The organism is Prolixibacter denitrificans, from assembly GCF_003014495.1.
In the GTDB taxonomy this organism is placed as follows: domain Bacteria; phylum Bacteroidota; class Bacteroidia; order Bacteroidales; family Prolixibacteraceae; genus Prolixibacter; species Prolixibacter denitrificans.
This window is the reverse complement of record NZ_PYGC01000008.1, coordinates 144,316-158,125: the sequence shown is the minus strand read 5'-3', so window position 1 is coordinate 158,125 and position 13,810 is coordinate 144,316. Positions and strand designations below refer to the sequence as shown.

At 45.1% G+C, this 13,810-nt stretch carries 11 protein-coding genes; 9 read left to right on the top strand and 2 right to left on the bottom strand.

Annotation, left to right across the window (positions count from 1 at the left end):
* Positions 1–95: 95 nt before the first annotated feature.
* The 8 genes from CLV93_RS14900 (at position 96) to CLV93_RS14865 (ending at position 10,612) form a co-directional block, all read left to right on the top strand.
* Complete coding sequence (locus tag CLV93_RS14900; RefSeq protein WP_106543009.1) at positions 96–1,748, top strand: serine hydrolase; 1,653 nt, start codon at positions 96–98, stop codon at positions 1,746–1,748.
* A 247-nt stretch (positions 1,749–1,995) separates the two neighbouring features.
* The gene (locus tag CLV93_RS14895) at positions 1,996–3,882 is read left to right on the top strand and encodes a serine hydrolase (RefSeq protein ID WP_106543008.1); all 1,887 of its coding nucleotides are present in this window, start codon (positions 1,996–1,998) and stop codon (positions 3,880–3,882) included.
* Between the two features lie 180 nt (positions 3,883–4,062).
* Complete coding sequence (locus CLV93_RS14890; RefSeq protein WP_106543007.1) at positions 4,063–4,869, top strand: alpha/beta fold hydrolase; 807 nt, start codon at positions 4,063–4,065, stop codon at positions 4,867–4,869.
* A gap of 132 nt (positions 4,870–5,001) precedes the next feature.
* A complete protein-coding gene (locus tag CLV93_RS14885; RefSeq protein ID WP_106543006.1) occupies positions 5,002–5,346 on the top strand; it encodes a DUF3024 domain-containing protein in 345 nt (114 codons plus the stop codon).
* A 72-nt stretch (positions 5,347–5,418) separates the two neighbouring features.
* Positions 5,419–5,706 (top strand): hypothetical protein, encoded by a 288-nt coding sequence (locus tag CLV93_RS14880; protein ID WP_106543005.1) that lies wholly within the window; start codon positions 5,419–5,421, stop codon positions 5,704–5,706.
* A 35-nt stretch (positions 5,707–5,741) separates the two neighbouring features.
* A complete protein-coding gene (locus tag CLV93_RS14875) occupies positions 5,742–7,097 on the top strand; it encodes a GntT/GntP/DsdX family permease (protein WP_106543004.1) in 1,356 nt (451 codons plus the stop codon).
* A 114-nt stretch (positions 7,098–7,211) separates the two neighbouring features.
* Positions 7,212–8,390 carry a phosphoglycerate dehydrogenase gene (locus CLV93_RS14870; protein ID WP_106543003.1) on the top strand — a complete coding sequence of 393 codons (1,179 nt, stop codon included), beginning with the start codon at positions 7,212–7,214 and terminating at the stop codon, positions 8,388–8,390.
* 191 nt (positions 8,391–8,581) lie between these two features.
* Entirely contained in the window at positions 8,582–10,612 is a 2,031-nt protein-coding gene (locus CLV93_RS14865; RefSeq protein ID WP_106543002.1) for a transketolase family protein, read from the top strand.
* Positions 10,613–10,682: 70 nt separating this feature from the next.
* Here the strand turns inward: CLV93_RS14865 and CLV93_RS14860 are convergent, their stop codons facing one another.
* On the bottom strand, positions 10,683–11,474 hold the full coding sequence (locus CLV93_RS14860) for an SGNH/GDSL hydrolase family protein (protein ID WP_106543001.1): 792 nt from the start codon (positions 11,472–11,474) through the stop codon (positions 10,683–10,685).
* 47 nt (positions 11,475–11,521) lie between these two features.
* Positions 11,522–12,058, bottom strand: a complete 537-nt coding sequence (locus tag CLV93_RS14855; protein ID WP_106543000.1) for an AAA family ATPase — start codon at positions 12,056–12,058, stop codon at positions 11,522–11,524.
* 261 nt (positions 12,059–12,319) lie between these two features.
* On the opposite strand from CLV93_RS14855, the gene CLV93_RS14850 reads away from it, so the two are divergent.
* Complete coding sequence (locus tag CLV93_RS14850; protein WP_106542999.1) at positions 12,320–13,801, top strand: tagaturonate reductase; 1,482 nt, start codon at positions 12,320–12,322, stop codon at positions 13,799–13,801.
* The last annotated feature ends 9 nt before the right edge of the window (positions 13,802–13,810 follow it).

The following is a 13,810-nucleotide window of genomic DNA, read 5'->3' as shown; positions in this document are numbered from 1 at the left end:
TTGTGATAAAACGTGGTGTTCACCGACAAGCCTGACATGTAATTTGGAGTATAATTAAAATGACCAGCATATCCGCTACACACAATAAAAAGACAATGAACTACCTAAGAAAAACACTATATATACTTATTCTTCTCTCTGGATTGTCAACTACAGTTCATGCTCAAAAACTCGAAAAACAGTTTGATGAAATGCTTGAGAAGGCATTCCAGCCATCTTGGCCCGGAGCAACGGCATTAGTAGCAATTAATGGGAAAGTCATCTATCACAAGGCCTTTGGGATGGCTAATCTGGAATTAGATGTTAAAACGGAGCCCGATATGGTGTATGAAATCGGGTCAATAACGAAACAGTTTACCGCTGTTTCCATATTAATGTTGATGGAGCAGGGAAAACTGAATCTGGATGATGACATTACTAAATTCATCAAGGACTACCCTACTCAGGGTTATCACATTAGTATTCATCATTTACTAACGCACACCTCCGGAATAAAAAGTTATACATCGATGAAGAACTGGTTTTCAGTTTGGAGAAAAGACTTTAAACCAAAAGAGTTCATCGATTTTTTCAAGAATGAGCCCATGGATTTTGCTCCCGGGGAGGAATGGAGATATAATAATTCCGCCTACTTTATTCTTGGTTACATTATTGAAAAGGTATCAGGGCAAACCTATGAACAATTTGTCAAATCAAATATTTTCGAACCCCTTGGAATGCACCATACTTTCTACGGCAGTCATTCCAAAATAATTAAAAACAGAGCTTATGGGTACCAAAAAAGAGGAGACTATGTTAATACCGAATACCTGAGCTTTACACAACCATATTCTGCTGGCGCCCTGATGTCAACGGTTGAAGATCTCTTTATTTGGAACCGGGCAATTCGCTCCAACAAACTGGTCAAAAAGGAATCGATAGATTTAGCGTTCACCAATTATCGATTAAACAACGGTAAGAAAATAAATTATGGTTATGGCTGGAGCCTGAATGATATCAATGGAAGTCCAACCATTGAACATAGTGGTGGGATTTTTGGCTACGTTACCAACTCAATCTATCTTCCAAATGAAGATGTATTCGTTGCAGTCTTTTCAAACTGTGATTGTCATGATCCCGGGCAGGTTTCAACCCGAATGGCTGCACTTGCCATTAATAAACCATACCCCACACAGGAAGATGCAATAGCTGTTGACAATGAATATCTTAAAAAATTAGTTGGTGTATATGAGTTTGAAGACCACACAACCAGAATAATAACGCTACATAATAATAATTTGTACAGTCAAAGAACCGGAAGTAGCAAAAAGAGATTATATCCAATAAAGGGAAATGCCTTTTTCTTCGAAAATAGTTTGTCTAAAATTCAATTTCAGGAAGAAGGAAATAGGATGGAAGCAAGTTTCTCCAATCGAATAAACAAAACAAAGGGAATAAAAACGGATAAACCGATTCCGTTACACAATGAGATACAAGTAAGTCCGGAGATAATGAAGCGGTACATTGGTGTTTACGAAATACGACCTGGATTTAATATCAATGTAACTTTTGAGGATGGAAAATTAATGACACAAGCCACAGGACGCCAGAAATTTCAGGTTTTCCCGGAATCAGAAACAAAATTCTTTCCTAAAGTTTTTGATGCTGAAATGGAGTTTATTGAAAATGATAGTGGCAACATTGATTCATTTATCATATACAAAGGCGGTCAGAAGATTGTAGGGAAAAAGAAAAACGAGACACCTTGATAGACTATCTGTCAAAGAAAACAACTACTAATCCATTTTAAGTGAATAATTATGTAACGGTTTTGCATTTCTCCCATCAACTTACAAATTCAGACTTTTTGGTTCTCAATTATAATCCCGAACTTTTACGCAGAACATTGCTGTTACTTTTGCTTCAACGAAAAACACAATTATTAAAGGAAGCAAAACCAGAATTAGTACTCTTCTAAGGTTTCGCGAATATTTTTAAATAATAAAAACCTGAAAGATGGGATTACAAACAGATGGTTTTCAAAAATATGACCTTCGAAAAAAAATATACTTTACCCTGTTTTTTTTCGGTATTGCACTATTTGCTCATGCGCAAAATTTAAACCCAAAAATAACAGCACATAAAACAAACCTTACAATAAATATTGATGGCATATTAAACGAACCCGTCTGGCAACAAACACCCCTTACCAACCAATTGTACGATGAAAATGGCGAATACAATAACACAACGGCCTGTTTTGCCTATGATGCAGATAATCTTTATGCCGCCTTTAAATGTAAGGTAAACAGTACTTCTGAATTGAACAGAACACGTCTGGACAAGGACGACCAGTTCATGTTGAGTAATGATTGGGTAGCCTTTTGTGTCGACACGTATCATGATGGAATTAATGCCTATGCCTTTCTTGCTGATGCTGCCGGCAATGAATTGGATGGTTCTTTAAATCCGCCAACCAGGGATTTGTCCTTTTCTTTTTCTTCAAAATGGACTTCTGCCGTTAAAAGAAATCAGGATGGATACACGGTAGAAATGAAAATTCCATTGGAGAACCTGCCCGTAAGATGGAACAAGGACAGTATGACAATGGCCATACAAATCATCCGGAACGATAAGCAAAACAACAGAATGGTTCAATGGCCGGCCACCAAGAATATAGGAAAGTTTCAAACCGTAGTGCTGCATGAAATAAATCAAACCCATCCCCAAAATTTATCCGGAGTAAATATTAAAGATCGATTGGCTTATAAAAAGTCAAAAATTGATGTTAGCACTATGTTGGGCAGGTGCCAGGGAGGAGATGCTTCCGTAATGGACTATTTAATATTTAAGAAGAGGGATATTAGTGGGGCTGAACATCCCAGGATGCTTCAATACAGTATGCGACCAGAAAGGGTTAAGAGAATTTTTGAAAATACCTCGTATTTCAAAAATCTACATACAAATATCGATTTCGAAACCATGCTGGAAAGATCGCAAACCACAGCATTTATTGTATTGCGAAATGACACCATTCTATATGAAAACTATTTTAATGGCTTTAATAAAGACTCAACATTTACCTCATTTTCGGTGGCTAAATCATTTGTCTGTACCCTGGTAGGATTGGCTATTTCGGATGGGTTGATTAAAAGCGAAGAGGATAAAATAACCAAGTATCTGCCTGAGTTGATGAAAAAGGATGCCCGTTTTTCAGAAATTACCATCAGGGATTTGTTAAGTATGAGTTCAGGACTTGCCTATTCGCATGATGGATTTCCTTCCGATGATGAGTTTACTTATCAATCTCCCGATTTACGAAGTGCGGTCTTAGAACATGTCAGAATCTCGGACCACCCAGGCAAACATTGGCTTTACAATAACTATAACCCCCTATTGCTCGGTATGATTCTGGAACGAACAACCGGCAAGTCGGTTGCTAAATATGCATCAGAAAGACTATGGCAAAAAATGGGAGGAGGTAATGCCAGTTGGAGCCTTGACGAGCATGGTTTTGAGAAAATGGAAAGCGGTATCAACTGCCATGCTCACGATTATGCACGATTCGCTTTGCTTTTTTTAAATAAAGGCAAATACAATGGCATACAAGTAATACCTGAAAGCTGGGTACAAGAAGCAACGCAACCACAAGAAAGACCAAAGGGATATTATGATTATCTTTTAAAAAATAATACCTATTATAACTATCTCTGGTGGGGGAAATTTCGTAGCGGGCAGAAAAATGCCAATGACTTTTTTGGCATGGGAAACAAGGGCGAATATGTGTATATCTGTCCGCAGAAGAAGCTTACTATCATCAGACTTGGATTTGAATATGGCTTCACTCCTGCATCAATGTCATGGCCGGAAATGTTTTATGAATTTGCAACAGATTTTGAATAAAGGGATATTCCATCAAAGATTAAAAACGATAACTAGCGACGACCAACGAGGTAGGCAGCTCTGCCATATACCAATACATTCAACCGACTAAAAGGGCCTCATTAGGTCCAAATATGATGAAAGCCAAGGCACACAAAGCAGCACTTAAGTTTTTCTAAAGAAAATTTCTAATTTGGCAAAATGAAAGCGACTGAGTGGAGCGATACCATCTGTAAAACAAACGGAATTCACATTCACTACACGAGAACCGGCGGAAAAAAGCCCCCTTTGATTTTGCTTCACGGATTAATGACGAACGGGCTCTGCTGGACTGATTTGGCCCGCGCCTTTGAAAACGATTATGATGTCATCATGCCGGATGCCCGGGGACACGGAGAATCGAGCACTCCTGACTTTGGCTACCGTTACGGGGACCATGCAAACGATGTTGTCGGTTTAATAAAGGCACTGAACCTTTCCCCTCCGGTTTTGCTCGGACATTCCATGGGAGGGATGACAGCAACCGTAGTCGCCAGCCAAAATCCCGGGCTACTTGGTGGCCTTATCCTGGCCGATCCGACTTTCCTGAGTCCAAAAGTTCAGCGCGAAGTTCGCGATAGCGATGTGGCAGACCGGCATCGACAAGTTCTGAACATGCCTTTGGAAGAAGTTATTGCGGAAGCGCGTGGCAGACAACCGAACCGAACATCCCAGACGCTTGAGCTATTTGCCCGGGCGAGACTTCAAACCAGCATGGCCGCCTTCGATGTTCTTACGCCACCCAATCCCGATTATCAACAATTGGTGAAGACGATTAATGTTCCAACCCTGCTCGTATTTGGCGATAAAGGTGTGGTTTCGCCTATTGTTGCCGAAGAGCTACAACATCTGAATCCGAAAATTCAGATCGCACAAATTCCGGAAGCCGGCCACGCACTCCACATGGATCAGCCGGAACGCTTTGCAAACAGTGTCAAATCATTCCTGCGATCAATGGACACAATATGAACCGCATATACAGATAGAATTCACCAATGACCGGGGAGAGATTGTTGGATTAGCCACAAATGGCATAATTTACTGATAAGGGACACAGCAAATTTGCCGCTATTTGTTAAAATCGTTATTAAAACTGAATACATGGACCACGACAAGAACATCAATCTTTTGGAAGTAAGAATTCAGAAACTCATTGAAACAATGCGCCCTTCAGTTCACATGAGAGACGAATTGGACATTGGATACTCCTTCCGGAATAACACGCTTGAGCTTTTTGAAATCAGACCGCGATGGGACAAAAAGGATAAAAAAATCAATTCCCCATTTGCAAAAACGAAATTTATTAAGAGTCGCGGAATCTGGCAGATATATTGGCTGCGGGCAAATGGGAAATGGGTATCCTACAACCCAAATCCGGAGGTAAATGATATCGTTGGATTCTTTGAGATTGTTAAGGAAGACAAACACAGCTGCTTTTTCGGCTAGTCTCCTTCTCTCAACTTTTCCAACGTTCCGATTTTCCAAAAGCATTATCTTAGCGGTGAAAAACTTGTCATTATGGAATGGACCTGGCTCTTTGTTGGATGTATGGCGATTGCCATCCTTTATCTGCGTTTCGCACCGCGACCGTTGCCGCCCAAAACACGGGTCGACCGGTTTATGAATTTCGTGCTGCGCTGGTTCCATTCGCTTACCTGGTTCTTTTTCGCCCTGTTTTGCCTCGTACGCATGGCAGCACTCCCGTCGCTTTATGAATTGGGATTCATCTTCGCCATTGTGGGCGGGTTGATATATTTTCTATTTTTAGGAGTATTTCTGTTTAGCCGTTTTTCCAAGCGTCGGTAACAGAAAGCGATTCACAATCCGATAAACCAAAATCTATGAGCCAGTTGATGCTTCTGGCGATTGTCATCTCGGCGGTTGCCTTACTGTTGTTACTTGTCCTCCGATTCAAAATCAATGCGTTCATCGCGCTCATCGTTACGAGCATGTATGTCGGTCTGGCCACCGGCATGAAACCCGACAAAGTGCTGGAAAGTATCCAGAACGGGATGGGCGGAACACTCGGTTTTGTCGCAACTGTTGTTGGCCTTGGCGCCATTTTCGGAGCATTGCTGGAACACAGCGGAGGGGCCCGTTCACTGGCCCATTACCTGGTCGGTAAATTTGGATACGAACGTGCTTCATGGGCTATGGTGCTAACCGGCTTCATCGTTGCCATCCCGGTTTTCTTCGATGTCGGTTTCATCATTCTGGTCCCCATCGTTTACGCGCTTTCGCGGGATACAGGGCGACCTGTATTGTATTACGGAATTCCTCTTTTAGCGGGTCTGGCGGTTACACACAGCTTTATTCCGCCTACTCCGGGCCCGGTGGCTGTGGCCGAGATTGTTGGTGCCAACCTGGGCTGGGTCATCCTGCTTGGTTTCATAGTTGGGTTGCCTACCGCTATCATTGCCGGACCAGTGTTCGGAAAATTCATCAGTAAACGAATCACGGCCTCTCCTCCCGCTTTTTTGCAGGAAGATGAGAAGCATACTGATACCAGCCAGTTGCCCAACTTTGGCATCATTGCCGCGCTGATTGGCGTTCCATTGTTACTCATTCTGGTCAACACCATCTCCGGTGTTTTAGTCAGCAAAAAAATCATCGCTGCCAGCACAACAACCGATATTATCAGTTTCCTGGGACATCCTTTCACCGCATTAACCCTGGCAACGTTGCTCTCACTCTATTTTCTGGGAACGAAAAGAGGCGTTTCCGGAAAAGAGTTGCTCGACATCAGTACCAAAGCGCTTGGCCCCGCCGGCATCATCATCCTGATTACCGGAGCAGGCGGAGTATTCAAGCAAGTGCTCATCGACTCCGGGATTGGAAAAATGCTGGCCCATTCCATCGCCAACTCGGCTCTTCCGCCATTGCTCCTAGCCTGGTTGCTGGCAGCAGTTGTTCGCGTGACACAGGGAAGCTCAACCGTTGCGATGATCACGGCAGCCGGTATCATGGCACCTGTGCTGGAAGTTTTCGACCTTTCGGCTCCACATCGTGCACTCATTGTGCTTTCCATTGCAGCGGGAGCCACCATCCTGTCCCATGTCAACGATAGCGGTTTTTGGCTGGTAGGAAAATACTTCGGCATCGACGAAAAACAGACGCTCCGGTCATGGACCGTGATGGAAACCATCATCTCGGTTTCGGGATTAGTCCTCAGCCTTGGATTGAGTTTCTTCGTGTAGGTAAAAAAATTCTTAAGGATGGATATTTATCCGAATAATCACTTAAATGATTCCATTCTTTTTATGACCTTTGTCATTCCACAGTAAAATACGTCCCACAAAACACCACGCAACATGTACAAAATTCAGACACTGAACAAGATTGACGAAAAAGGGTTAAAACTCTTTCCGGCTGACGCTTACGAAGTAGGCGGCGAAGTAACCGAACCGGAAGGCATCGTGCTCCGCAGTTTCAAAATGCACGATATGGAGCTTCCATCATCCCTGAAAGCCATTGCCCGTGCCGGAGCCGGAGTAAATAACATCCCGATTGATAAATGCACCGACAAAGGCATTGTTGTATTCAATACCCCGGGTGCCAACGCCAACGCGGTAAAAGAACTGGTAATTGCCGGTATGCTGCTTTCGTCCCGGAACATTGCCGGTGGAATTGAGTGGGCCAAGACCTTGAAGGGAGAAGGCAATAATGTCGCTCCCATGGTCGAAAAAGGAAAATCGAACTTCGCCGGTAACGAAATCAAAGGAAAAACACTGGCGATCATCGGATTGGGGGCAATCGGTGTTATGGTAGCAAATGCTGCTGAAGCACTGGACATGAACGTGATTGGTTTTGACCCGTATATCTCTGTTGAGCATGCATGGGAGTTGAACCAGAACATTGCGCGTGCCGAAAGTATTGAAGCGCTGTTGGCGCAAGCCGATTACGTAACGCTGCAGATTCCGTTGATGGACAAAACCAAAAACTTCATCGATGCCGAAAAAATCGCCATGATGAAGGACGGTGTACGCATCCTGAACTTCGCCCGTGGCGGACTGGTTTCCAACGCCGATCTGAAACCGGCACTCGAAAGCGGAAAAGTAGGTTGGTATGTAACCGACTTCCCGGATGCCGACGTTCTGAACATGAAGAATGTAATTGCCATTCCTCACCTGGGTGCTTCTACGCAGGAATCGGAAACCAACTGCGCGGTAATGGCCGTGCGTGAAGTTCGCGACTACCTCGAAAACGGGAACATCCGCAACTCGGTGAACTTCCCCGATGTAGCGATGAACCGCAACGGAGGCGCCCGCATTCTCATCGCCAACAAGAACGTTCCGAATATGGTGAGCCAGATCTCAACATTGCTGGCAGGTTACGGCGTGAACATTGCCGATATGATGAACCGCAACCGCAACGGCATTGCCTACAACATCATCGATATCGACCGGAATGAGCTGGATCCTGAAGTGAGTGACAAACTTCGCGAGATTGAAGGCATCTTCCTGGTTCGCGTTCTTCCCGGACAGAAATAACAATCTTTAATATTTAGATAAAAAAACACTCCAAACCTTACTGGTTCTGGGGTGTTTCTTTTTATACAAACTCAGATGTAAATCAGTTTGCAGAAGGTAAATAATGAAAGTGTATTTTTTACACCTATTGTTGCCGTTTTACTAATCAAAAATTTCTATTTTTACGTCGAAAATATTTTAATCACAACCAGATGAAGAACAATTTAACCAATAAAGCAGCAGACAACATTCGGATTTTATCGGCCGCCATGGTCGACAAAGCAAATTCAGGTCACCCTGGCGGTGCTATGGGCGGAGCTGATTATGCAAATATTTTGTATTCTGAATTCTTAAAATACAATCCGGACGACATGAGCTGGCCGTTCCGCGATCGTTTCTTCCTCGATCCCGGTCACATGTCTCCCATGCTTTATTCTGTTCTGGCCCTCTCGGGAAAATTCTCCATGGAAGATCTGAAGAACTTCCGTCAGTGGGGTTCAGTTACTCCGGGTCACCCGGAACTGGATACTGAGCGGGGGGTGGAAAACACTTCCGGACCGCTGGGACAGGGACACACCATGGCCGTTGGAGCTGCTATTGCAGAACGATTCCTCTCCGCAAGGTTTGGCGAATGGATGTCACATAAAACTTTTTCTTTCATCTCTGATGGTGGTATCCAGGAAGAAGTTTCGCAGGGAGCAGGTCGTCTGGCCGGTTTCCTCGGATTGAGCAACCTGATTATGTTCTACGATTCGAACGATATTCAGCTCTCTTCCGAAACCGATGAAGTAACAACTGAAGATACAGCAAAAAAATACGAAGCCTGGGGATGGAAAGTACTGACCATCGAAGGAAACGACACAGAAGCCATCCGCGGTGCGTTGAAAATTGCCACCGAAGAAAAAGAAAAGCCCACGCTCATCATTGGTAAAACCATTATGGGTAAAGGTGCTGTAACCGATGGCGGCGATAGTTTCGAGCGCAAAGTTTCTACTCACGGGCAACCGCTTTCGGCAGCCGGTGCTTCGCTCGACAAAACCATCGAAAACCTGGGTGGCGATCCGAAGGAGCCATTCCAAATTTTCCCCGAAGTAGAAGAGCTTTATAAAAAACGTCAGGAGGAATTGCGCCAATGGGTAAAAGAGTTCGAAGCAGAGAAAGAAAAATGGGAAAAAGCCAATCCTGAATTAGCCGAGAAACTGGAAAGCTTCCTTTCCGGTGACATTCCTGAATTCGATTTTGCCGCACTGGAACAAAAAGCCAACACGGCAACCCGTGCTGCATCAGGTACTGTTTTGGCCGCTTTCGCTGATCAGGTTGAAAACATGATTGTGGCTTCGGCTGACTTGTCGAACTCCGACAAAACCGATGGCTTCCTGAAAAAGACCCATCCGTTTGCCAAGAACGACTTCACCGGAGCGTTCCTGCAGGCAGGTGTTTCCGAATTGACCATGGCTTGTGTAATGAACGGTCTGGCACTTCACGGTGGTGTGATTCCGGTGTGCGGAACCTTCTTCGTGTTCTCCGACTACATGAAGCCCGCCGTTCGTTTGGCTGCGCTGATGGAACTTCCGGTCAAATATGTTTGGACACACGACGCATTCCGCGTAGGCGAAGACGGTCCTACTCACCAGCCGGTGGAACAGGAAGCTCAAATTCGTCTGCTCGAGCAGTTGAAAAATCACCACGGCGACAACTCGATGTTGGTTCTTCGTCCCGCCGATGGTCCCGAAACAACGGTATCATGGAAAATGGCCCTCGAGAATACAGATACACCGACTGCATTGATTTTGTCTCGTCAGAATATAAAAGACCTGCCGGCCAACAGCGACCGTTACACAGACGCGCTGCAGGCTGAAAAAGGTGCATACATTGTTGAGAACGACGCCAACCCGGATGTTATCCTGCTGGCTTCAGGTTCCGAAGTTGCGACACTAGTCGACGGTGCCGCTCTGCTGCGTGAGCGCGACGGTTTGAAAGTTCGTGTGGTTTCCGTACCTTCCGAAGGTCTTTTCCGCAATCAGGAGAAAGCTTACCAGGAAGAAGTACTTCCGGTTAACGTACCGAAATTCGGTATGACGGCTGGTTTGCCGGTTACCCTGAAAGGACTGGTTGGAGACGCCGGTGCAGTTTGGGGACTCAACTCGTTTGGATTCTCGGCGCCTTACACGGTGCTCGACGAAGAGTTGGGCTTCAACGGAGAGAACGTATACAAACAAGTAAAAATATTCCTTGGAAAATAACTTGCACTTGTTACCAATGGAAATCCCCGGTCGTTTTGGCCGGGGATTTTTTATTTCAGGAAATATTGTATCATCCTTGTTCCATCCCAAATACCGATTTCAGCCACGCGGCAGCCATCAAATGACAACCAGCCACGGAAGGATGCACACCGTCAGCCGTCCAGTACTTCGGCCCCACCCGCTTCGATGCTTCATCGAAAACCGATTGGTACGGAATGAAAATCGCGTCGAACTCTTTGGCCAGTTTGCGGGCCACTTTCCGGTAGGCATCAAAAGCCGGAAACCAGCTATCGTCAACGGCACTACCGCCCAAAACTGCGAAAGGCTCACCAATCACCAGCTTCACATCCGGTAAAGCAGCTTTGGTTCGTTTCAGCAAAGCACGATAATCATTCTCGTAAGTTTCGATTGTACCGTCGTATTTTCCATTGTGCATGTGCCAGTAATCGTTCACGCCGATGAGAATCGAGAGTAACCTCGGGTTCAGTTCCAGACAGTCTTTTTCCCACCGGTCGGCCAGTTGGAAAACTTTGTTCCCGCTAATTCCCCGGTTGTAAATAGTCAGGTGTTTTTCGGCAAAATGATCGAGCAAGGTGGATGCAGCCAGGAAAACATATCCCGGGCCAAATCCCAAGGGATCATTCGGGCGTTGATCTTTTTTGTCCCTCCAAAAATCCGTAATCGAATCGCCTTGAAAGACGATCACATCATTCTTCTTCAGAAAGACTTCCGATAAAATTTCAGTTTCGACCTGCGCATCTGTAGATTTGACGGTTGCCCCGATAATTCCCGGAATGGCTGCCAGTGCTCCGGCACTCAAAGCTGTTTTCTTCAAAAATTCCCGGCGATCAGTTCGTTTCATACGCTGTATTTTTGTAGTTAAGTATCTCGAATAGTAACTGGAACTCATCATTCAGAACGTGTAGCAACATAATCCAATACAAATTGCAGTCGCTCCTCAACCGCCACTTTCGGGAGTTCGACCAAGCGATAGCCGTTTTCCCGGTAGGCTTTTACAACACATTCGTGAATGCGGAAAGCCTCGTAAAAAGTCTCTTTTCGAACGGCATCCGTCTGATAAATTTCCTTCCAGGGAGGCGCAATAAAAACAGTTGTGGCATACCGATGTTTTTTAATGGCAAACGTCAACGAGTCGGAAACCGCCTTTCCTTTGTAGTACGAAAATGCTGCCTGATCCAGTAACCCCCTGTCGGCAAAAGCAATCTCCTCTTCCGGGGTCTCTTCCAGGAACCGAATACGCGCTTCCATCACCCGACGTTCGAATTCCAAGGAATTCCGCCAGGGTAATATCTCTCCATTACGCTTCTGCTCTTCTTCTATCAATGCCCGTGCTGTTTCGTGCCCAATCCGGTAACCTCTTTCTGCCAGCTTTTCAGCCAACAAGGTTTTTCCAAACCCGGGACCACCTGTCAAAACATAAACCATTTCGTCTGATTTCTACTCCTAATTTAGAAATAATATGCTTCCGCTTAACGAATTAGCCCTTTATCGGGCACAACTAGATTAACTTATCATTAATTGTTGTTCACAAATATTTGATATACAGAAAAATACAATCGATCGAAAAATTTTAATGACGAACCAATAACATAAATTCATACTTTAGCGCCCGAATCCGTGTGCGAACACGGATTTTTTAAAACGACATTCCGTGTACGAACACGAGATCAATAAATCAAGAAGAAAATGAAGACACTGAACCGCAGTAATGTAACCAATCTTCCAGCTTATCCCGAAAGGATCTTACAATTTGGAGAAGGCAATTTCCTTCGCTCCTTCACCGATTGGATGGTGAACCGAATGAACAAAACCGTCGGTTTCAACTCCGGAATTACAGTTGTTCAACCCATCGAGCGCGGCATGGTTGACATGCTGAACGCCCAGGATGGCCTGTATCATGTCTGCCTGAAAGGAATGAAAAACGGTCAGCCGGTAAAAGAAGCCGAGCTAATTGACTGCATCAACCGGGGCATCAACCCATATACCGATTTCGATTCCTACCGGGAAGTGATTGATAATCCCGAACTCCGTTTCGTTATTTCCAACACAACCGAGGCGGGCATTGTATTCGATGAAAACGACCAGCTGGACATGCAGCCGCAGAAATCCTTCCCGGGAAAAATGACGGCGCTGCTCTACCAGCGTTTTAAAACATTCGAAGGCGATCCGTCAAAAGGATTAATCATCATCGCCTGCGAGCTGATTGACCGCAATGCCGATTTCCTCAAGAAATACGTGTTACAGCACGCCGAAAACTGGAAACTGGAAGTCGAATTCATCGACTGGGTGGAAACTTCATGTGCTTTCTGCAATTCACTGGTCGACCGCATCGTTCCCGGATTTCCGAAGGAAAACATCAAGGAAATTCAGGAAGAGCTGGGCTACGAAGATAATCTGGTAACCGAAGCCGAATATTTTCACCTATGGGTCATCGAAGGACCGGAATGGGTGCAAAAAGAATTTCCGGCACAGGAAGCTGGTCTTGAGGTGAAATTCGTGAAAGACATGACCCGCTACCGCGAACAGAAGGTACGTGTGCTGAACGGCTGCCACACCGGAAGCTTTGCAACGTCGTTGCTGTATGGACTGCCAACCGTTCGCGAAAGCATCGAAAATCTCGAAATCGGCCGGTTCATGAAAGAAATGGTTTACGAGGAGATTCTCACCGGTATTCCTGGAAACCGAAATGAACTGGAAGCGTTTGCCACCAAAATTCTGGAACGTTTCTATAATCCGTATATCCGCCACGAATGGAAAAGCATTGCGCTCAACGCCATGTCAAAATGGGAAACCCGCAACCTGCCTTCACTGCTCGACTATTTCGAAAAAGAGGGTCGTTTGCCGCAAAAACTGGTTTTCTCGCTGGCAGCCTCCATCGCATACTACAAAGGCAGTGTCGATGGCGTTGCTTACACGCTGAACGACGACCAATGGATTCTGGATTTCTACCGCGAAGTGTGGGACGCATATGACGGTACGCCAGAAGGAATGCACCAGCTAACGAGCAAAGTGCTCAATCTGAAACAACTCTGGAAACAGGATTTGAACCAGGTTTCCGGCCTCACCGAAGCCGTAGCCGGTTACCTCTACCTGATTGAAAAGGCCGGCATGAAGCAGGCGGTGAAATCGGTTTTGGGAAAGAAAAATCCCGAAAAGAAAGTTGCTTAAGCGTACACC